At 73.3% G+C, this 21344-nt stretch carries 16 protein-coding genes and 1 tRNA gene; 9 read left to right on the forward strand and 8 right to left on the reverse strand.

Going from position 1 to position 21344, the window contains the following annotated elements; genetic code table 11:
- Nucleotides 1-21: 21 nt before the first annotated feature.
- Genes DEI83_RS09075 through DEI83_RS09085 form a run of 3 tightly spaced genes read right to left on the reverse strand, consistent with a single transcriptional unit; the run spans nt 22 to nt 3640 of the window.
- Complete coding sequence (locus DEI83_RS09075) at nt 22-843, reverse strand: arginase family protein (protein WP_111081637.1); 822 nt, start codon at nt 841-843, stop codon at nt 22-24.
- 56 nt (nt 844-899) lie between these two features.
- Complete coding sequence (locus tag DEI83_RS09080) at nt 900-1625, reverse strand: PspA/IM30 family protein (protein ID WP_111081638.1); 726 nt, start codon at nt 1623-1625, stop codon at nt 900-902.
- Nucleotides 1626-1672: 47 nt separating this feature from the next.
- Nucleotides 1673-3640 carry a TPM domain-containing protein gene (locus DEI83_RS09085; RefSeq protein WP_111081639.1) on the reverse strand — a complete coding sequence of 656 codons (1968 nt, stop codon included), beginning with the start codon at nt 3638-3640 and terminating at the stop codon, nt 1673-1675.
- Between the two features lie 224 nt (nt 3641-3864).
- Between DEI83_RS09085 and DEI83_RS09090 the strand changes: the two genes are divergently transcribed.
- Together DEI83_RS09090 and DEI83_RS09095 are read left to right on the forward strand one after the other, a co-directional pair.
- Complete coding sequence (locus DEI83_RS09090; protein WP_111081640.1) at nt 3865-4068, forward strand: hypothetical protein; 204 nt, start codon at nt 3865-3867, stop codon at nt 4066-4068.
- A 94-nt stretch (nt 4069-4162) separates the two neighbouring features.
- The gene (locus tag DEI83_RS09095) at nt 4163-4903 is read left to right on the forward strand and encodes a 4'-phosphopantetheinyl transferase superfamily protein (RefSeq protein WP_181431145.1); all 741 of its coding nucleotides are present in this window, start codon (nt 4163-4165) and stop codon (nt 4901-4903) included.
- On the opposite strand, the gene DEI83_RS09100 is transcribed toward DEI83_RS09095, so the two are convergent.
- Entirely contained in the window at nt 4848-6044 is a 1197-nt protein-coding gene (locus tag DEI83_RS09100) for a glycosyltransferase (RefSeq protein ID WP_111081642.1), read from the reverse strand. The genes DEI83_RS09095 and DEI83_RS09100 overlap by 56 nt on opposite strands.
- 62 nt (nt 6045-6106) lie before the next feature.
- On the opposite strand from DEI83_RS09100, the gene DEI83_RS09105 reads away from it, so the two are divergent.
- The gene (locus DEI83_RS09105) at nt 6107-7003 is read left to right on the forward strand and encodes a UbiA family prenyltransferase (protein ID WP_258371137.1); all 897 of its coding nucleotides are present in this window, start codon (nt 6107-6109) and stop codon (nt 7001-7003) included.
- Nucleotides 7000-8433, forward strand: a complete 1434-nt coding sequence (locus DEI83_RS09110; protein WP_111081644.1) for an NAD(P)/FAD-dependent oxidoreductase — start codon at nt 7000-7002, stop codon at nt 8431-8433. The genes DEI83_RS09105 and DEI83_RS09110 overlap by 4 nt, the downstream gene beginning before the upstream one ends.
- Before the next feature lie 55 nt (nt 8434-8488).
- Here DEI83_RS09110 and DEI83_RS09115 read toward each other — a convergent pair whose 3' ends face one another.
- From DEI83_RS09115 to DEI83_RS09130, 4 genes are all read right to left on the reverse strand, one after another.
- Nucleotides 8489-9805 carry a M1 family metallopeptidase gene (locus DEI83_RS09115; RefSeq protein ID WP_258371138.1) on the reverse strand — a complete coding sequence of 439 codons (1317 nt, stop codon included), beginning with the start codon at nt 9803-9805 and terminating at the stop codon, nt 8489-8491.
- A gap of 8 nt (nt 9806-9813) precedes the next feature.
- Entirely contained in the window at nt 9814-13782 is a 3969-nt protein-coding gene (locus DEI83_RS09120) for a Pls/PosA family non-ribosomal peptide synthetase (protein WP_111081645.1), read from the reverse strand.
- A gap of 220 nt (nt 13783-14002) precedes the next feature.
- Nucleotides 14003-14074: transfer RNA gene (locus DEI83_RS09125), tRNA-Arg, on the reverse strand.
- A 131-nt stretch (nt 14075-14205) separates the two neighbouring features.
- Nucleotides 14206-14799: a hypothetical protein gene (locus DEI83_RS09130; protein ID WP_111081646.1), complete on the reverse strand. Its 594-nt coding sequence runs from the start codon at nt 14797-14799 to the stop codon at nt 14206-14208.
- A 73-nt stretch (nt 14800-14872) separates the two neighbouring features.
- On the opposite strand from DEI83_RS09130, the gene argS reads away from it, so the two are divergent.
- The 5 genes from argS to thrC all read left to right on the forward strand — a co-directional run bounded on the left by argS (nt 14873) and on the right by thrC (nt 21317).
- Complete coding sequence (gene argS, locus DEI83_RS09135; protein ID WP_111081647.1) at nt 14873-16543, forward strand: arginine--tRNA ligase; 1671 nt, start codon at nt 14873-14875, stop codon at nt 16541-16543.
- Between the two features lie 2 nt (nt 16544-16545).
- Nucleotides 16546-17310 (forward strand): DUF2993 domain-containing protein, encoded by a 765-nt coding sequence (locus DEI83_RS09140; protein ID WP_146243280.1) that lies wholly within the window; start codon nt 16546-16548, stop codon nt 17308-17310.
- A 69-nt stretch (nt 17311-17379) separates the two neighbouring features.
- The gene (gene lysA, locus DEI83_RS09145; protein WP_111081649.1) at nt 17380-18801 is read left to right on the forward strand and encodes a diaminopimelate decarboxylase; all 1422 of its coding nucleotides are present in this window, start codon (nt 17380-17382) and stop codon (nt 18799-18801) included.
- Nucleotides 18802-18829: 28 nt separating this feature from the next.
- Nucleotides 18830-20137 (forward strand): homoserine dehydrogenase, encoded by a 1308-nt coding sequence (locus DEI83_RS09150; protein ID WP_111081650.1) that lies wholly within the window; start codon nt 18830-18832, stop codon nt 20135-20137.
- A 100-nt stretch (nt 20138-20237) separates the two neighbouring features.
- Nucleotides 20238-21317 carry a threonine synthase gene (gene thrC, locus DEI83_RS09155; RefSeq protein WP_111081651.1) on the forward strand — a complete coding sequence of 360 codons (1080 nt, stop codon included), beginning with the start codon at nt 20238-20240 and terminating at the stop codon, nt 21315-21317.
- Nucleotides 21318-21344 lie beyond the last annotated feature (27 nt).

A 21344-nucleotide genomic window follows, 5' to 3' on the forward strand; every position in this document is an offset into this window, starting at 1 on the left:
GGTCGGGTGGTGCCCGCCGGGTCAGGAGGCCCGGGCTGCGGTGGACAACGCACCGACGATCCGCAGGATCACGCCGAGGTCATCGACGGCCCGGTCCGGGTCGACGGGCGCGAAACCGGTCAACGCGGCGCCGACGAGGCGTCGTCCGGCGGTCGCCGCCTGCAGGAGGGCGACGAGCGCGGCCCCGTCGAGGCCGAAGGGCACGGGTTCGAGCAGGCCGTCGACCTCCGACGGGTCGAGCACGTCCAGGTCGACGTGCACGAACACCTGGTCGGCCCCGGTCCGTTGCACGGCGTCGGCGAGTGCGTCGGGAGTGGCCGCGTCGACGTCGAGGTGCGCGATCCCCGCCCGGTCCAGCGCAGCGGCCTCGGCGCCCTCGGTCCCGCGGGTCCCCGCGATGACGACCGAGCCGGCCGGGACGACCGGGAGGCCGGGGAAGAGGTCGGCCGGGCGGTCGACCAGGAGGCGCAGTGCGGCGGTCTCCGCGGCCACCGGCTGCGCGCGGTTCAGGGCCCGGTAGCCGCTCGATCCGGACAGACGGACGACGGCGGTGTCCGGGCCGACCAGGACGGAGGCGCCGAGCACCGCCGACCCGTCCCCGCCGATGACCAGCACCGGTTCGGTGGCGACGGCCGACTCCTCGGCGACGGAGCCGGAGACGGCCAGGACCGAGGTGTACCGGGCGACCGCGGTGTCGAGCCGGTCGCCGGCGCCCGCGGGGACGTCGATCGTCGTCGTCGCCGACCGGGGGAGGTCGGCTGCGACGGCGGCCGCTCCGTCCGCGAGCCGCATGGCGCGCGACGACGCCGAACCCTGCCACTGACCGACCACGAGGAAGCGCATCCTTTCAGTCTGTCAGCCGGGTCCGACGTCGTCCGGAGCAGCCGTGGTGCCGCGGGTCAGGCCCCGGTGCTGCCACCCGACTTGAGGGCGGCGAGGCGGGCCTCCACCTCGGCGTCACGGCCGACGTCCTCGAGGCTCTCGAACTGCGCGTCGAGGCTCGATGCCTGCAGCTCCTGCTGGCCGATGACCTTCGCTTCCTCGCGGCGGACCTTCTCCTCGAAGCGTGCGAGGTCGCTCGTCGGGTCGGTGATGTCGATCGTGCCGATGGCGTCGTTCACCTTCGACTGCGCCTCGGCGGTCTTCGCGCGGGCGACGAGGCTGTTGCGCTTGGCGCGCAGCTCCTCGAGCTTCTGCTCCATGCCGGCCAGGCCCTGCTTGAGCTTCTCGACCTGCTCGTTCTGGGTGGCGAGCGGTGCGGCGTTGTCCTTGACCTCCTGCTCGGCGGCGATCTGCTTGCCGATGGCGATCTTGGCGAGGTTGTCGAACTTGTCGGCCTCGGCGGTCTTGCCCTCGGCGCGGTACTTGTCGGCGGCGGACGAGGCGTTGACCGCCTTCTGGCCCCACTCCTGCGCAGCGCGGACGTCTTCCTCGTTGTCCTGCTCGAGCAGGCGGAGGTTCCCGATCGTCTGGGCGATGGCGCTCTTGGCGTCCGCGATGTTGTTCGAGTAGTCCCGGACGAGCTGGTCGAGCATCAGCTGCGGGTCCTCGGCGTCGTCGATGATCTGGTTGATGTTCGCCCGGACGAGCGAGGAGATCCGGCCGAAGATGGTCTGCTTAGCCATTGCTGGTTCCTTTCGTGGATGGAAGTGCTGGGTCGATGGAGGGCCGTTCAGAAGCGGCCGCCGCCGGAGAAGCCGCCGCCCCCGAAGCTGCCGCCGCCGTAGCTGCCACCGCGGCCGCCGAGCAGCCCGCCGAGGACGAGGCCGGTGACGAGGCCACCGAGCTGTGGGCCGCCACGACCGCCGCCCATGCCACCCATGCCACCGCCGGGCCAACCGGTGGTGTCGTTGTTCGCCTCGTCGATGGCCGCCGCGGCGTACTGCTCCGCGGCACGGGCGGCCTGCAGCGCCCGCTGCGGGTCGGTGGTGGCGAGGTCGAGCGCGTCGTCGAAGGCCCGTTCGGCCTCGGACAGGCGGGTCCGTGCGGTGGGGCCGACGGCTCCGCGGTGAACGGTGATGAACTCGCGCGCCTGGCCGATCCGGGAGCGGGCATCGCGGAGGGCGGCGTCGAGCGCCTGGGTCGCACGTCGGTGCTGCTCCTCGGCGGTTCGAGCCGTCGCGAGGGCGGCGTCGATGTCCGTGTTCGCCTTCGTGAGCGCGTCGACCGCCCCGACGGGGTCGCGCGGGTCGACGTCGGCCCGGAGCACGCGCTGTGCCCGCGCCACCGCGGCCGCGAGGTCGGGGCCGCCGGAGCGGAGTGCGCCGGCCGCGGCGATGTCGCCCTCGATGTCGGCGCGCATCGCCTCGGCGCGGTCGGACGCCTCGGCGAAGGTGCGCTCCGCCGTGGTCACGGCCCCGGTGAGCTGTTGTACCTGGGCCAGCGCGTGCTGACCGTCGCGGACGGCGACGACGGCTTCGCCCCGGTCGCCCGCGGCGAGGGCGGTGCGGGCGGCGTCGGCGCGTTCGCCCGCGTAGGCGAGCACCTGCTCGGCCTGGTCGACGTTGTCGGCCACGGTCGCCAGCGTCCGGCCGCGGTACGCGGTCCGGACCCGTTCGAGGGCGCTCCGCGCCTCGGCCACGGCGGTCGGCGCGGCCGTGAGCGCGGCGGTGAGGTCGGCGGACGCGGTGTCCACGCCCTGCTCGAGTGCCCGGAGCTGGTCGAACGCCTCGGTCTGCGACTCGATCGCCGCGTGGGCCTGTTCGCAGATCGCGATGATCTGGTTCGACCACTCGGCGCGCTCCTGCGGCGTGTCCGGGACCTCGTCGTCGAGCTGCTGCTGCAGGGCGAAGGCCTTGCGCACCTCGCGTTGGGCGATCGAGACCGTCTCGGCGAACGGGGCGGCTGCCTCGTCGCCGAACTGTGCCGCCGCGAAGCCGACCTCCTGCTCGGCGGTACGGAGTTCGTCGTCGATGGTGACGAGTGCTCCGCCGGCTCGCCGCTGGAGTTCGGCGAGGGACTGTTCCTGCTCGCGTCGGGCTGCGGCGGCACGACCCTTGTTGCGGCGCCGGATGACGAGGACGGCGACGACCGCGGCCAGGACGGCGACACCGAGCAGCACCCAGAGCCAGGTGAGGTCGGCGGGCTGCTGGCTCTGCTGGAGTCCGCCGGCGAAGGCGACCGCGGCGGCAGCCCACTGGCCCTGCTTGAGGCGCGGGAGCAGGTCTCCGTCGACGGCGCGCTCGACGTCGCCCGACGTGATCGAGGTCTCGTTCGTCTGCTGCACGTCGTAGTTGCGCTCGTCGACCGCGACGGAGAGCAGGATGCTGTCGGTCTCGACCTGGTTCTGCTGCATGGTCGCGGTGCCCCAGGCGGTGTGGTCGCTCGGGTCGGTGAAGGACGGCACGAAGACGACGAACAGCTGCGTCTGCGTCTCCTGGTACAGGTCCTGCACGGCCTGTTCGACGTCCGCCTGCTGCGCGTCGGTGAGGGCGTCGGCGTCGTCGAGGACGTAGGCGCCGGCGAGGTCGACCGGCGGGTTCGCCTGCGCAGCCGAGACCGGGGAGACGACGAGCAAGGCGGCGACCGCGGTGGCAGCGACTCCCGCGAGCAGGCGAGCGAGACGGGAGGGCCGAGCAGTGCCGTCCCGGGCAGGCACCCCCGACGACCCGGAGTCCGTCCTGACCTCGACCGTGCGCATCCGTCCTCCGTCCGTGGCCATCGTCCAGCTGGTCAGTGGCCGTCGTCCGGAGTCTATCCAGGCGACTCCTGGACGAGCCGGGGCTGTGGAGGACGGGAGCGAGTCGAGAACGCTTGTACCCCGCCGAGATCGAGCCGCGGGGTGCACTCTGCGGACAGAGCCCGGCGGCTGTCCCCCGAAACGGGGTATGGTCATGTCACGCCAATGAAGGAAGGGGAGCAGCAATGGAGCGAGCGACCACCGCAGAAGTCGTCCCACTCGAGGACGGGTACCACCGCGTGTCCACGCCGGCGAGCGGCGTGATCGGGTTCGTGCGCGAGCGTGACGGACGGTACGAGGTCCTCCGCGGACGCGTCCGTCAGGCGACCCGGTCCGAGGGCAAGTACGCGACGATGAACGTCGCGCTCATCGCCCTCACCCACGCCTGAACCAGCGCGACGGCACGACGCCGCACCCCGTTCGGCCCCGGTCCATCGGACCGGGGCCGTCGTCGTGTGCGCGGCACCGTAGGCTGCCCGGGTGGTGAGTCGAGCCGTGCGGACCGTGTCGGTCCGTGTGGCCGCCGCCGGGGCGTCCCGCACAGCCGATCGGGAGGCCCTCCTCGCGTTCGTCGCCGAGGTCACCCGGTCCGACCCCGCGCTGGTGCGCGTCCGCCGGCGCTGTCCGCACTGCGGTGCCGTCGACCACGGGCGTCCGGACGCCCTCGTCGACGGCCGTCCGGTCGGCGTCGGCCTGGCGCGCACTTCCGGGGTCCTCGTCCTCGCCGTCGGACCGGGGCGGATCGGGGTCGACGTCGAGCGCCCGTCACGGGTGACGGCCGCTCCGCTCGACGCGTTCACCGCCGGCGAGCGGGATCGTGCGGCGGCGGGACCGGACGGCGTCGGCCTGCAACTCGCGGCCTGCTGGGCGGTGAAGGAGGCGGTGCTGAAACGCGACGGACGCGGTCTGCGGGTCGAGCCGGTGCGGGTCGAAGCGGTCCTCGGTCGGACCGTCCGCGAGACCGTCCGCGGTGGACACGCGCGGTTCGACGGAGTGGACCACCCCGTCACCGTCGTCGTGCTCGACGCGGACCTGGTGCTCGCCGTGGCTGCCGGCGGTGCAGCCGTCCGGGTGCAGGACCTGCGCGCGCGGGACCGCTCGGTCGTGTCTCCTCGACGGGCTGGGCTGTCGGAACGTCCCGGTCCGTACCGTCCACGGGAGGCAGGTCTCAGAGGGACTCGAGCACGTCGAGCGCCCGATGCACCCCGTGCTCCCGGCGCATGAGTCCGCCGACCTCGGCCGCCCGCTCTCTGCGGGACAGTGCCTCGTGCATCGCGGGCACGAGGGCGCCGGCCGACAAGCGGCGCAGCGGGATCGGGGCGGCGGCCACCCCCTGTCGATGCAGCTGGGCGGCCCAGAACGGTTGGTCGGCGGTGACGGGTACGACGACGGCGGGCACGCCGGCCCGGGCGACGGCGTGCGAGGTGCCGGCCCCGCCGTGGTGGACGGCGAGCGTCGCGCCCGGCAGCACCGCACCGAACGGCACCGACCGCACCGCCAGCACGTCGGGGCCGTGGCACTCCGCCGGCAGCGCGAGCCCGCCCCACCCGGTGACGAGCAGCACCCGCAGGCCTCGGGAGCGGGCGGCCGTGACGATCGCGTGCCCCCGGGCCTCCGCATCCCCCGTCGTCATGGAGCCGAACGAGGCGACGATGAAGGGGCCGGTGCGCAGGAAGTCGCCGACGACGGGGTCGGGGGACACTGTCGGCTCCTCCTCGTACCAGGCCCCCGTCTGGTGCACCCGCTCCGGCCAGTCGTCGGGCCGCGGCAGCAGCGCGGGGCTCACGGCCATGAGCGTCGCCCGCGACGGCGACCGTCGGGCGGGACGACGGCCGTCCGGCAGCTCGGCAGCGGCGCGCGCCACGTCGGCGTCGAAGAGGCGAGCGGCAGTGCGCGGTACGGCGTACGTGGACCGGTTGTGCGAGCCGAGATCGCGGGTGGCCGTGGGACCGCCGGCAGCGGGGAAGTGCTCGCTCGGGGTCGCCACCGGCGCGAACTCCACCAGCACGCGGGGCACACCGAGTGAGTCCGCCACCATCGGGGCACTGAGGACCAGCGGGTGGTGCACCACCACATCGGGGTCGAAGGCGACCGTCTCGCGCACCGCGGCGGCGAGCATCCGCCGCATCGCGGGCCGCACCTCGGCGCGGACGTGGTGTGCGAGAGCCCACGGGGTGCGACCGGCCGGGGAGAGCACCCGCTGTACGTCCAGACCGAGCGCGACGGTGTCCACCTCTTCGGGCGCGTCCGCGTCGTCGGGCAGCGCCAGCCGTACGTCGTGACCGCGGGATGCGGCGTGTCGCGCGAGGGCTGCGAAGGGCTCCACGTCGCCCCGGGTGCCGGCGGTGAGCAGCATCATGCGCATCCACCCAGTCTGGCCCGGAAGCCGTCGGCCGGCGTCGACGCGAGCCGGGTACCCTCGGACCCGTGACTGACGGCAGTGAGCGGATGTCGCGCACCGTGCCGTCGGGGATCGGTGTCGCCGTGCGCCGCCTCGTGCTCATCTCGCGCCCGGTGCTGTGGATCAACACCATCGGCTCCGGTCTCGTCGCCGTGTGGCTCACCGGCGCGCTGTTCGACCTGCGGGCACTGCCGGTCATCCTGTGGCTCACCCTGCCGTTCAACCTGCTCATCTACGGTGTCAACGACATCTACGACCAGGACACGGATGCGGCCAACCCCCGCAAGGGCTCCATCGAGGGTGCCAGGATCCGGCAGTCCGAGGTGCGGCTCATCGCCTGGGCCGTCGCTGCCGTCAACGTCCCGTTCCTCGTCTTCTTCCTGCTCACGCTTCCGCCGCTCGCGAACGCGGCGATCCTGCTCTACGTGGGCGTCTTCGTCTTCTACTCCGCACCGCCGCTGCGCTTCAAGGCGCGGCCCTTCCTCGACTCCCTGAGCAACGCGGCCTACGCGCTGCCACTGGTCATCGTGCCCGCGGCCCTCGCGGTGACGCCGGTCTGGCCCGCCGCCCTCGGCCTGATGGCCTGGAGCGTGGCCAAGCACGCCTTCGATGCGGTCCAGGACATCGTGGAGGACCGGGACGCGGGCATCACCACCACCGCGGTTCGACTCGGTGCGCGCGGGACCGCCCTGTGGAGCGGCGCCTGGTGGATCCTCTCGACGGCGCTGTTCGCCGTGGTGAGCGTGCCCGTGGCCGCCGTCAACCTCCTGATCGCGGGCATCCTCGTGGTGTGCCTGCTGCGCGACCCGACGCCGGAGACCGGTCACCGCCTCTACCGACTGTCGGTCGCCTTCCCGTACATCGCCGGGTCGTTCGCCGGGGTGCTGCTCATGGTCTCGATCGTGCTGGGGGCAACCCCGTGAGCCGCGTCGTCGTGGTCGGTGGCGGGATCGGGGGGCTCACCGCCGCCGCGTTGCTCGCGCACGCGGGTCACCGCGTCACCCTGCTCGAGACCTCCACCGAGCTCGGCGGCAAGAGCCGTCGCATCCAGCTGGGCGCGGACCGCATCGACACCGGGCCGTCGCTGGTGACGTTCCCAGCGGTGTGGGACGAGCTGCTGCGGAGACTCGGCGACGGTGGGCATGCCCCCGGACGCGCCCGCGACGACGGACACCTCGACCTGGTGCGGATGCCCGAGGTGGGCCGCTACCACCACGACGGCGAGGAGACGGCCCTCCCGGTGGCACCCGACCACCCCTGGTACCCCGCCTGGCGACGGTTCTCCGACCTGCACGCGCCCCTCGCCGACGACGTGACCGAACTGCTGCTCGCCGACCCCCTCGACCGAGCTGCCCTGCCGGCGCTCCGCAGGCTGCTGGCCGTCTACGGCTCGCGCCTCACCACACGCGCGTACCTCGACAGCCTGCCGTGGCTGCCGGACGGGCTGCGCGAGATCATGGCGATCCACACCCTCAACGCGGGCGTCTCGCCCTCCCGCACCCCCGCGCTCTACGCGAGCATGCCGGCGATCATGGCCGAGACCGGCGCTTGGGTGCCGCGCGGCGGAGTGTACGAGATCGTGCTCGCGTTGGGCCGGCTGGCCGAGGCCGCCGGGGTCGAGGTGCGCACCGGCGAAGCCGTCACCCACATCGAGCGCGGGTCGGTCACCACCGACTCCGGGCACCATCCCGCTGACCTCGTCGTGAGTGCCCTGGACGCCGACCGGCTCGCCACGCTGACGGGTCCGTCGCGGATCCCGGTGCTTCGCCGCCGGCGCCACCGCACCCTCTCGTGCTCGGCCATCGCGGTGTACGGCGTGCTGCGCGAGGAACTGCCGGCTCGGATCGCGACGCACAGCGTGGTGCTGCCGACGAAGCCGGCCGCGCTGCACCGCAGCCTCGAGGCGGGCGACGAACCGGCGGACACCATGGTGTTCGTCAACCAGTACCGCGCGGGCGAGGTGTACCCGAACGCGCGCAGCACCCTCGGCATCCTGCTCACCGCGCCAGCGGACGGCGGTCACTACACGATCGAGCACCCCTTCGTCCGCCGTGAGGTCGACCGCGTCTCCCGCGCGATGGGGCTCGACCGGCCCCTCACCGACCTGCTCGACGAGCACACGGTGCTCGATCCGCAGTACTACGGCGGCGGCGGCGAACCGCACGGCGCGCTCTACGGGGCGGCGCGTCCGCCGTGGCTGAGCGGGCCGTTCCACCGCCCCTCCTACAACGACCCCTGGCGGCCCTGGCTGTGGCGGGTGGGCGCGTCGGTGCACCCCGGCGGCGGCATCCCGGCGGTGGTGGGCGGCGCGATGATCGCGGTGACCCGGCTGCTCAGGTCGACCCCGGCCTGACGCGGGGCGTCGAGGGACGACGTGGACGTCGTCTCCGCCGTGCTCGGCACACGCCTCAGGGCAGTGCCGGGACGCCGGGCTCGTCGATCCAGGGACCAAGCACCAGCAGGACCGCGGCCGGGTCGGAACCCGCAGCGGTGGCGAACGCGTCCACGACGTCGGGCGTCGTCACGGTGCCGTGACGGTGTCGCTCCGTCACCGTGCGGAGACCCGAGGTGAAGGCCGTGTCACCGATCGTCCGACGGAGGGCGTGCAGTGCGAGGGCGCCGCGCTTGTAGACCCGGTCGTCGAACATGTCGGGCGCCCCCGGATCGGCCACGACGAGGTCCTGAGGATGGTCGAGCAGCCCGGCGCGGTACGCAGCCGCGAGGTCGTCCGCCGTGGCGCCGCCGCGGTGTTCGGACCAGAGCCACTCGGCGTAGCAGGCGAACCCCTCGTGGAGCCAGATGTCACGCCACACGCCGAGCGTCACCGAGTTGCCGAACCACTGGTGGGCGAGCTCGTGTGCGATGAGTCGGTCGGTGCCGTGCTCGCCGTCGACGTGGTTCCGGCCGAAGACGGCGAGGCCGTGCGCCTCGAGCGGGATCTCGAGCTCGTCGTCGGTGACCACGACCCCGTACTCGGCGAACGGGTAGGGCCCGAACCGGTCGGTGAACAGCGCGATCATCTCGGGGACCTGCCCGAAGTCGGTCTTCGCGGCGGCGGTGAGGTCCGCCGGGTGGTGCAGGGTGACCGGGACGTCGCCGCCCCGCAGCTTCGTCGTTCGGTACCGGCCGATCTGCACGGTCGCCAGGTACGTCGCCATCGGCTCGGTCACGGCGAAGGTCCACCGCGTCCCGCGGGCGGTCCGGTCACGCCCGAGGAGTGCGCCGTTCGCGACGACCTCGTACCCGGCCTCGCAGGTGACCTCGATGCGGTACGTCGCCTTGTCGTCCGGGCGGTCGTTGCAGGGGAACCAGGACGGTGCACCGACGGGCTGACTCGCGACGATCACGCCGTCGGTCAGCTCCTCCCACCCGAGCGTCCCCCAGGGGCTCCGGAGCGGTCGGGGAGCGCCGCGGTAGCGCACGTGGACCGTGAAGTCGGCTCCCGCAGCGATGGGCGTCGCCGGGGTCACGGTGGTCTTGTGCGCGCCGACGGAGACCTTCTTCACGCGGACACCGTCCACGTCCACCCGGTCGACGCCGAGCCCGTGCAGGTCGAGCACGACCTTGTCGAGCGGCTCGTTCGCCGTCGCCGTGACGGTCGCCGTCGCGTCGAGCCGGTTCGTGGCGACGCGGTAGTCGAGCTGCAGGTCGTAGTGGCGGCTCGTCCACCGCCGGTCGCCGCTGTGGGGTGTGTACGGGTCGGCGGCGGGGTCGGTCTGCTTCACGGTGCCGGTCAGTCTGCCACGGCGTCGACCGGCCTCGGGTCCTCGGCGCGCTCGACGGACTCGACGGACTCGACCGGCCCAGGGTGCTCGCGGCCCCCGTGGTCGGTCGTCCCGCTCCGCCAGGGCGGGTGCTCCCACGGACCGATCGGGTTGCCGGCCCACAGCGTGCCGCCCGGTACCAGCTCGCCGCGCATGACGAGCGAGGCGGGGCCGACCGTCGCGCCCGGGCCGATGCCGGCGGCGGGGAGGACCACGCCGTGCGGCCCGAGCGTCGCACCGGCGTCGAGCGTGACGGTGTCGAGCTGCATGACCCGGTCGTGGAACAGGTGGGTCTGCACGACCGTGCCGCGAGCGACGGTCGCCCCGTCACCGATGGTGACGAGGTCCGCCTCCGGCAGCCAGTACGTCTCGCACCAGACCCCGCGCCCGATCGTCGCCCCGAGGCTCCGGAGCCAGGCGGCCAGTGCCGGGGTGCCGATCGCCTGCTCGGCGAACCACGGACGTGCGACGGTCTCGACGAAGGTGTCCTGCACCTCGTTCCGCCAGACGAACGACGACCACAGCGGGTGCTCGGTGGCGGTGATGCGCCCGACGAACGCCCACTTCGCGAGCGTGGAGACGCCGGCCGCGACGGCTCCGGCGACGATGAGCACGGGGCCGGCGAGCAGCACCGTCCAGCCGAGGCCGACGGCGGTCCAGAGCGCCAGGAGCGTGACGGCGACGCCGAGTCCGATCGCCGTCGACACCATCGGTGCCACGATGCGGAGGAGTTCCCACGCGCCGCGGGCGACCTTGAGGCGCGTCGGCGGGCGGAACGTGCGCTCCTCGTCGAACTGCGCGGCGGCCCGGCGGAGTCGGACCGGCGGGCTGCCGAGCCACGAGGACCCGCGCTTGGCCTTCTTCGGAACCGCGGACAGCACGGCGACGAGGGCCTCGCGCGGCACCGACCGACCGGCTCCGGTCATGCCGCTGTTGCCGAGGAAGGCCCGTCGCCCGACCTTGGACCGGCCGATCCGCACGCGTCCGCCGCCGAGTTCGTAGGTCGCGACCATCGTGTCGTCGGCGAGGAAGGCCCCGGAGGCGATCTGCGTCAGCGCCGGGATGAGCAGCACGGTGGAGATCTCGGTGTCCCGGCCGACCCTGGCGCCGAGCAGCCGCAGCCACAGCGGGGTGACGAGGCTCGCGTACAGCGGGAACAGCAGCGTCCGGGCGGCGTCGAGGATGCGCTCGGTGCTCCACACCTGCCACCCGATCCGGGACCGGACCGGATGGCGTCCCTCGGCCAGCCCGAGCCCGAGCAGCCGGACCGCGGCGACGACGAGGCCGGCGTAGACCAGCCCGGCGACGACCGTGACGAGCGGGACGCTGAGCAGCGAGGGGCCGACCGCGGCACCGAGCGAGGCCGGGCGTCCGACGACCACCGCGGCGGCGCCCAGTCCGGCGGCGACCCCGGCGACGGGGAGCCCGGCGACGGCGACGGACCCGACCCCGTACGCGAGCAGCCAGCGCTTCGGGGAGGCGGGACGGGCCTCCCGGCCGTGGCGTGCGGAGCCGACGCGCTCGGCGGGGGACCCGGCCCAACGTTCGCCCGCGGGGACGGTCCCCGCGACCGCGGAGCCGGCCTCGACCTCGGCGCCGTCGCTGACGTGCGCCCCGGGCATGAGGGTCGAGCGGCTGTGCACGACCGCGTCGGCTCCGACGTGCACCGTGCCGAGGCGGAAGACGTCGCCGTCCACCCAGTGCCCGGCCAGGTCGACCTCCGGCTCGACCGAGGCCCGCTTGCCGATGGTCAGCATGCCGGTCACCGGCGGCAGCGTGTGCAGGTCGACGTCCCGGCCGACGGTCGCGCCGAGTGCCCTGGCGTAGTAGCTGATCCACGGTGCCCCGGCGGTGGAGGGACCGTCGACGGCCTCGGCGATCCGTTCGGCGAGCCAGACCCGCACGTGCACCGAGCCGCCGCGCGGGTGGTCGCCGGGTCGGACCCCGGCCAGCAGGAGCCGCGCGGCGACGACGGTGAGCGCCATCTTGCCGGCGGGGGTGACGAACAGCACGAGGGCGAGCACGAGGACCGGCCAGGGGAGCACCGGCAGGAACGGCATCGTCGTGGCGTGCAGCACCGCGGCGACGAGGGCCGTCCAGCTGAGCAGCCGGAGCCCGCGGAGCACCTGCAGGGGCAGACCGAGCAGCGTCATGACCAGCCCGGTGCGGGGCGGGACGGGGCGGACGTCCCGGCGGGCCGCGGCGACCAGCCCGGACTCGTCGAGCGCGGCGGCGAGCGCTCCGATGCGCGGGTGGTCGTAGACGTCGGCGACGGTGGTGGTGGGGTAGCGCTCGCGGATCGCGGACACGAGCTGCGCAGCGGTCAGGGACCCACCGCCGTGCGCGAAGAAGTCGTCGTCGACGTCGGCGACCGGCACACCGAGGATCGCGGACCAGCGTTCGGCGATCCAGGCCACGGTCGGCGGCAGGTCGGTCCCGACCGCTCCCTCGAGAGGCCAGGGGAGTGCCGCCCGGTCGACCTTGCCGGAGGTCCGCGTCGGCAGCGAGTCGACGACGGCGAGGAGCGGGACGAGTGCGGCGGGCAGTTCCGCACGCAGGCGGGTGTTCGCGGCCGTGGTGTCGATCACGGCGCCGGCGACCGGAGCGACGTAGCCGACGAGGACCTGGTTGCCCGCCGGGGTCCGCTGCACGACCGCGGCTCCACCGGCGACGTCGTCGAGGGCCTGCAGGGCGGCGTCGATCTCGCCGAGTTCGATGCGCCGTCCACCGAGTTTCACCTGGTCGTCGGCACGGCCCTGGAAGACGAGGCCTTCCGGGTCGTAGCGCACGAGGTCGCCGCTCCGGTACGCCCGCTCCCACCCGAGCTGCGGGAAGGGGGCGTACTTCTCGGCGTCCTTCGCGGGGTCGAGGTAGCGGCCGAGGCCGACGCCCCCGATGACGAGCTCACCGACCTGCCCCGGAGCGACGCGTGCTCCCTCGGCGTCGACGACCGCGAGGTCCCACCCGTCGAGCGGCAGACCGATCCGGATCGGGGTGCTGCCGTCGAGCAGGGCGCCGCAGGCCACGACGGTCGCCTCGGTCGGACCGTAGGTGTTCCAGACCTCGCGGTCGCGCGAGGCGATGCGGGCGGCGAGATCGGGTGGGCACGCCTCACCGCCGAAGATCACCAGGCGCACGGACTCGAGCGCGTCGTCGGGCCACAGCGCCGCGAGGGTGGGGACGGTCGACACGACGGTGATGCCGTGCGCGATGAGCCACGGGCCGAGGTCGACGCCGCTCTTCACCAGGGACCGGGGCGCGGGGACGAGGCAGGCGCCGTGTCCCCAGGCGAGCCACATCTCCTCGCACGAGGCGTCGAACGCCACGCTCAGCCCGGCGAGCACCCGGTCGGTCGGGCCGAGCGGTGCGGACTGCAGGAACATCCGTGCCTCGGCGTCGACGAAGGCCGCGGCGGAGCGGTGGGTGACGGCGACGCCCTTCGGTACCCCGGTGGAGCCGGAGGTGAAGATGACCCAGGCGTCGTCCTCGGTCGTCGGCTGCTCGGCGGTCGCGGCCGGGTCGGTGACGGGCAGCGCGGACCCCTGGCGGTCACGCAGGACGCCGCCGGCGCCGATGACGCCGACGACGCCGGCCTCGCCGAAGACGAGGGTGGCGCGTTCCTCGGGGTCGTCGGCGTCGACGGGGACGTAGGCGGCGCCGGCGGCGAGGACGGCGAGGATCGACACGGACAGGTCCCGGCCGCCGGAGGGGATCCGGACGCCGACCCGGTCGCCGCGGCGGACACCGTGGCGGGCGAGGTCGTCGGCGCGCTCGTGCACGAGGGTGAGGAGGGCGCGGTAGTCGAGCGGCCCCTCGGGGGTCTCGAGGGCGAGGGCGTCGGGGTGCGCCTCGGCGGTGGCGGTGAGCACGTCGAGCAGGGTCCTGGCCGGTGCGGCCCGGTCACCGCGGTCGAGTTCCTGTTGCACGTTCGTCGTCACGCCGCGTGATCCTAGAGCCCGAAGGTGTCGCGTTCGGGAACGAGGCGCCCCGGCGACCGCGGGCGACGGCCGCCGCAGGCGATGACGTCCCGGTGACCACCGAGGAAGGTCGCCGCAGGCGATGACGTCCCGGTGACCACCGAGGAAGGTCGCCGCAGGCGACGTCGAGCGCTGCCGACCGAGCGCAGCGAGGACGACAGCTTGCGCGGGGATGTGACCGTGCCCCCAGGAGGATTCGAACCTCCGCCCCTGCCTCCGGAGGGCAGTGCTCTATCCCCTGAGCTATGGGGGCCCTGGGGTGTCACCAACCGTAGCAGGTCCGGACCGGCCTCCTGTACGCCCGGGCGGCTCCCCGGGCGTGCCGTGTCGTCACGAGAGGCTCCCACCCGGCCGGCGCGGGCCTCCCGTCCGGCGGTGGGTCGTTCAGGGTGTCGGCGACCCGCTCGGCGCGGTCGCCGGTGCGGTCGCGTCCGGTGCGACCGCCTGCCGGACGGCGTCGACGACGGGCTGCGCGGTGCCGGGCTCGGTGTACAGGCCGGAAGTGGTGTGGATCCAGTACGGGCCGGCGAAGGCGTCGGCGCGTCCGGCGTCGTCGGCGAGCGAGAAGTACCCCTCGACGGTGTAGGTGGGCACCGACCCGCCCTGTTCGAAGAGGGCGTCCTCGAGCCGGGTGAGCGACTCGGCGGGCAGGTGGGCGACGGCGACGGTGACGGTGACGCTGTCGTCGGTCGTGGACCGCCAGGTGCAGACGCGACCGTCCTGCGCGGCGATCTGCGCGACGGGTGACCCGTCCGCCGGCTGCGGCGTCCGGACCCGTTCGAACTCCTGCCCGTAGACGGCGAAGGCGGCCGCGGGCACGAGGGTGCGGCAAGACTGCGTGACCCGTTCCCCGACGACGCCGGGGGAGGCCGAGGCGGAGGGGCCACCACCGTCCGTCCCGGAGCAGGCCGCGAGCACGAGCGCGGCGGGGACGACGAGTGCGGCGAGGCCGGACGCCCGGAGGCTGCGGGAGGTCATGACGGACCATGATGCTGCATCGCTCCCGGCGTGGTCCGGGCGGTGGCTGAGCGTCCCGGTAGACTCGATCGCCGTGACTCCTGCCGAACTCTCCGCCGCGTACCTGTCGATCCTCACGGGCATCGTCGAGCGCCGAGGCGCTGCCGACACGGTGACGGTCCAGGAGTCCCACGTGGCCCTGGAACGACCGAAGAACCGGGCGCACGGCGACTGGGCGTCGAACGCGGCCATGCAGCTCGCGAAGCGCCTCGGGACGAACCCGCGCGAGCTCGCGACGGAGATCGCCGGCGAGCTGACCGAACTCGACGGCGTGGAGTCCGTCGACATCGCCGGCCCGGGGTTCATCAACATCACGCTCGAGGCCGCCGCCGCCGGCGAGGTCGCGCGCACCGTCGTGGACCAGGGCGTGTCCTTCGGCCACGGCGACCTCTACGACGGTGTCCGCATCGACCTCGAGTTCGTGTCGGCGAACCCGACCGGGCCGATCCACATGGGCGGCGTCCGGTGGGCCGCGGTCGGCGACAGCCTGGCCCGGGTGTTCCAGGCACAGGGCGGGCTCGTCACCCGGGAGTACTACTTCAACGACCACGGCAACCAGATCGACCGGTTCGCCCGGTCCCTCCTGGCGTCCGCACTGGGGGAGCCGACGCCCGAGGACGGCTACGGCGGTGCGTACATCGGCGAGATCGCGGCCCGTGTGCTCGCGACGCTCGAGCCCGGTGTCGACGTGGCGGACCTGCCGCGCGACGAGGCGCAGGAGCTGTTCCGGCGTGAGGGCGTCGAGTTCATGTTCACGGACATCAAGCGTTCGCTGCACGACTTCGGTGTCGACTTCGACGTCTTCTTCCACGAGAACTCGTTGCACGAGTCGAAGGCCGTCGACCGCGCCATCGCCCGCTTGCAGGAGCAGGGGCGGATGTACGAGGCGGACGGCGCGCTGTGGCTCCGGACGACCGACTTCGGCGACGACCGCGACCGCGTCGTCATCAAGTCGGACGGCGAGCCGGCGTACATCGCCGGCGACCTGGCGTACTACCTCGACAAGCGCGAGCGCGGCTTCGAGCGGAACCTCATCATGCTCGGCGCGGACCACCACGGCTACGTCGGCCGGATGATGGCGATGTGCGCGGCGTTCGGCGACGAGCCGGGCAAGAACCTCGAGATCCTCATCGGGCAGCTGGTGAACCTGCTCAAGGACGGCCAGCCGCTCCGGATGTCGAAGCGCAACGGCACCGTCGTGACGATGGAGGACCTGGTCGACGCCGTGGGTGTGGACGCCGGTCGGTACGCCCTCGTCCGGTTCGCGAGCGACACCGCGATCGACATCGACCTCGACCTGCTGACGAAGCGGACGAACGACAACCCCGTCTTCACCGTCCAGTACGCGCACGCCCGCACGCACTCCGTCGCGCGGAACGCAGCGGCGTCCGGTGTGGACCGCTCGGTGTTCGACGCGTCGCTGCTCACGCACGAGTCCGAGAGCGCGCTCCTCGGGGCGATCGCCGAGTACCCGCGGGTGGTCCGCCAGGCCGCGGAACTCCGCGAACCGCACCGCATCGCCCGGTACATCGAGCAGCTCGCGGGCCTGTACCACCGCTGGTACGACTCCTGCCGCGTCACGCCCCTCGGCGACGAGCCGGTGACGGACCTGCACCGCACCCGTCTCTGGGTGAACGACGCCACCGGACAGGTCGTGCGCAACGGCCTCGGTCTGCTCGGCGTCAGCGCACCCGAACGGATGTAGTGGTGACGCCGGCACCTGCCGCGGGTCGGACCCGGGGGCACCGCGGCCGGACGCTCGCGATCGTCCTGGTCGTCGTGCTCCTGGTCCTCGCGGCGCTCGTCGTGGTGGCGGAGTCCGTCCTCCGCGGGGTCGTCGACCGCACGATCGCGCACCAGGTCGAGCAGTCGCTGCCCGACGGCACGTCCGGCACCGTGGACGCGCACGTCGACGGCGTGGTGATCCCGCAGCTCGTCGGGGGGACGTTCGACCGGGTGCACATCACGTCGGACCGGCTGACGGTGGACGGCATCCCGCTCGCGGCCGACGTGACGGCGCGCGACCTGCCGGTGGACGGCCAGGGCGCGGTGCACGACGTCGACGGCACGGTCAGGCTCGCTGCCGGAGCGGTCGAGGACCTGGCGAAGTACTCGCCGCTCTTCGAACGGCTGCGGCTCATCGACGGGGGCGTCGAGCTGCGGGGCACCACCTCGGTGCTCGGCTTCGACATCGGGTACGCGGCCGACGGGTCGGTCGCGGCGCAGTCCGACGGTCGGGGCGTCACGATCACCCCGGAGACGGTCCGGATCACGAACTCGTCCCTCGGCTTGGACGTCGACGACATCCCCGGCGTCTCCGACGTGCCGGTCCCGGTCTGCACGGCGCAGTTCCTGCCGGAGCAGCTCCGGGTCCGCTCGCTCCGCGTGACGGAGTCCGCCGCGACGGTCCGGATCACGGCGGACGAACTGCCCCTCAGCGAGGACGGCCTGCGGACCACCGGCCGCTGCTGAGCTCGGGCCCGTCCCGATCGGCGTCACATGGGCCGGCGAGGTCGTCACGGCCGGATAGGATCGGGTCCCGTGAGCGAGAACCCCCTTGCGCCGCCGCGACTGCGGTTCCCGACGGACGCCTCCGAACTCGTCGACCGCATCTGGCCCGCCTCCGCGACCCGCACCGACGCGGGCATGCTCGCGATCGGCGGGGTCGCTGCCGACGAACTCGTCGCGCGCTTCGGCTCACCCCTCTACGTCGTGGACGAGCGTGACGTGCAGTCGCGGGCCGTGCGCGTCCGGAACGCGTTCACCGACGCCTTCACGCGCATCGGCACGCGGGCGCACGTCTACTACGCGGCCAAGGCGTTCTGGACGACCCACGTCGCCCGGTGGATGGCCGACGCCGACCTCCGTCTCGACGTCTGCACGATGGGGGAGATCGCCGTCGCGCTGGCCGCGGGCGTCGACCCCGCGCTCATGGGCTTCCACGGCAACGACAAGTCCGACGCCGAGCTCGAGCGCGCGGTCTCGATCGGCCTCGGCACGATCGTGCTCGACAGCCACGAGGAGATCGGCCGCGTCGCCCGGATCGCCGCCGACGCCGGTGTCGTCCAGCGCGTGCGCATCCGCATCAACAGCGGCGTGCACGCTTCGACCCACGAGTTCCTGGCAACCGCTCGCGAGGACCAGAAGTTCGGCATCCCGCTGTCCGAGGCCGTGCCGGCAGCGACGGCCGTCCGCGCCGAACCGTCCCTCGCGTTCGTCGGACTGCACTCCCACATCGGGTCGCAGATCTTCGACGACAGCGGCTTCCGCGAAGCCGCTCGTCGGCTGATGGACGTGCACGCCACCCTCGTCGCCAGCGGGCCGGTCCCGGAGCTCAACCTCGGCGGCGGGTGGGGCATCGACTACACCGAGGCAGACTCCGCCCTCGCGCCGGAGGACGTCGCCGACGCCCTGGCCGCGATCGTGGCCGAGGAGTGCGCGTCGCGCGGCATCCCGGTGCCGGAGATCGCGGTGGAGCCCGGCCGCTACATCGTCGGGCCGCCCGGCGTGACGCTGTACCGCGTCGGCACGATCAAGCCCGTCACGGTGGAGACCGACGACGGCCCGTCGGCGACCCGCACGTACGTGTCGGTGGACGGCGGCATGAGCGACAACGTCCGCCCGGCGCTCTACGGCGCGGACTACACGGCCCGCCTGGCCCGGACCTCCGACGCCGACCCGGTGCTCACCCGTGTCGTCGGCAAGCACTGCGAGAGCGGTGACGTCGTGGTCCACGACGAGTACCTGCCCGGTGACGTGCGGCGGGACGACCTGCTCGCAGTCGCCGCGACCGGCGCCTACTGCTGGAGCCTGGCGAGCAACTACAACCACGTCGGACGCCCGCCGGTCGTCGCGGTCGCCGACGGGGCGGCCCGTATCCTCGTGCGGGGCGAGACCGTCGACGACCTCCTCGCCCGCGACACCGGCGTCGCGCCGGTGTCCGGCACCGGTGCCGCCCGCTGACCGCCCGAACCGGAGAGACACCCACCAGATGATCGAATACCGCAACGTCCGCGTCGCGCTGCTCGGAGCCGGCTCGGTCGGCTCACAGGTTGCCCGACTCCTGCTCGAGCACGGTCCGGAGCTCGCCACGCGTGCCGGCGCCGGTCTGGAGCTGGTCGGGATCGCCGTGCGTGACGTCGACGCCGAGCGGGACGTCGACCTGCCCCGCGAGCTGTTCACGACCGACGCCGCGTCGCTCATCCTCGGGGCCGACATCGTCGTCGAGCTCATCGGGGGGATCGAACCGGCTCGGACGCTGGTGCTGCAGGCGCTGCAGTCGGGCGCGGACGTGGTCACCGGCAACAAGGCGCTGCTCGCCACGCACGGGCCGGAGTTGTTCGCCGCGGCCGAGCAGGTCGGCGCACAGCTCTACTACGAGGCCGCGGTCGCCGGCGCGATCCCGATCATCCGCCCGCTGCACGACTCGCTCGCGGGGGACCGCATCGAGCGGATCATGGGCATCGTCAACGGCACCACGAACTTCATCCTCGACCTGATGGACCGCGAGGGCGCCACCTTCGAGGACGCCCTGGCGACCGCGACGGAACTCGGGTACGCCGAGGCCGACCCGACCGCCGACATCGAGGGCTACGACGCCGCGCAGAAGGCCGCGATCCTGGCCTCGCTGGCGTTCCACACGTCGGTCCCGCTCGCCGCCGTGCACCGCGAGGGCATCACCTCGGTGACCATCGAGCAGGTCCGTGCCGCCCGGAAGGCCGGCTACGTCGTGAAGATCCTCGCGACCTGCGAACGGCTCACCGACGCCGACGGGCAGGAGGGCGTCAGCGCTCGTGTCTACCCGGCGCTCGTCCCCGAGTCGCACCCGCTCGCGAGCGTGCACGGCGCGAAGAACGCCGTGTTCGTCGAGGCCGAGGCCGCGGGTGACCTCATGTTCTACGGCGCTGGTGCCGGCGGGGTCGAGACGGCCTCGGCGGTGCTCGGCGACCTGGTGTCCGCGGCCCGTCGTCACGTCATCGGCGGCCCGGGTGTCGCGGAGTCGACCCAGTCGGCGCTGCCGGTCTTCCCGATCGGGACGGTCCGGACCCGGTACCAGATCGCGTTGCACGTGTCGGACGCCCCCGGGGTGCTCTCGACCGTGGCCGGCGTGCTCGCCGCCCACGGCGTCAGCGTCGAGACCGTCGAGCAGACCACCACGGGTGCCGCCGAGGGGACGGCCACGCTCGTCATCGGCACGCACCTGGCGCGCGAGGCCGACCTGGCCGACACCGTCGTCGCACTCCGCGGCGAGGACGTCGTCCGCGACGTGACCAGCGTCCTGCGCGTCGTCGGCGTCTGAGCGCACCACGGGCCTCCCGGCCGACACCGGGTCCGCCCGGATCGACCCGCACCACCGATACCGACCCCACACCGATCCACCGGACAGAGAGAGAAGCCTGATGGCCCACCAGTGGCAGGGAGTCCTGCGCGAGTACGCCGACCGACTCGACGTGACGGACGCGACCCCGATCGTGACGCTCGGTGAGGGCGGGACCCCGCTCATCCCGGCGCGACGGCTCTCGGAGCGCACCGGTGCGCAGGTGTACGTGAAGTACGAGGGCATGAACCCGACGGGTTCCTTCAAGGACCGCGGCATGACCATGGCGATCTCGAAGGCCGTCGAGCACGGCGCGAAGGCCGTCATCTGTGCCTCGACCGGCAACACGAGCGCTTCGGCGGCCGCGTACGCCACGCACGCCGGCATCACCGCCGCGGTGCTGGTGCCCGAGGGCAAGATCGCGATGGGGAAGCTCAGCCAGGCCGTCGCCCACGACGCCCAGCTGCTGCAGGTGCAGGGCAACTTCGACGACTGCCTCGACATCGCGCGGGACCTGTCGGCGAACTACCCGGTGCACCTGGTCAACTCGGTCAACAACGACCGTATCGAGGGGCAGAAGACCGCCGCGTTCGAGGTCGTCGACGTCCTGGGCGACGCGCCGGACTTCCACTTCCTGCCCGTCGGCAACGCGGGCAACTACACCGCGTACTCCCGCGGCTACCGCGAGGACGTCGCCTCGGGCCGTTCGTCGAAGATGCCGCGCATGTTCGGCTTCCAGGCGGCCGGCTCGGCGCCGATCGTCCGCGGTGAGGTCGTGCCCCACCCGGAGACCATCGCGTCGGCGATCCGCATCGGCAACCCGGCGTCCTGGAAGTACGCACTCGAGGCCCGGGACGAGACCGACGGCTACTTCGGCGCGATCTCCGACGAGGCGATCCTCGCCGCGCACCACATCCTCTCCGCCGAGGTCGGCGTCTTCGTCGAGCCCGCCTCGGCCATCGGTGTCGCAGGACTGCTCGAGCGGTCCGACGCCGGCGTGGTCCCGAAGGGTGCGACGGTCGTCATCACGGTCACCGGTCACGGCCTCAAGGACCCGCAGTGGGCGCTCCGTACCCAGGACGGTGGCGAGGTCACGCCGACGAGCGTGCCGGTCGACACCGCCGCCGTCGCCGGCGTGCTCGGACTGGTCAGCGCGCGGTGAGCGTCGACCGCTCGTCCGGACCGGGGG

It is taken from the genome of Curtobacterium sp. MCBD17_021 (assembly GCF_003234525.1).
Taxonomy (GTDB): Bacteria; Actinomycetota; Actinomycetes; order Actinomycetales; family Microbacteriaceae; genus Curtobacterium.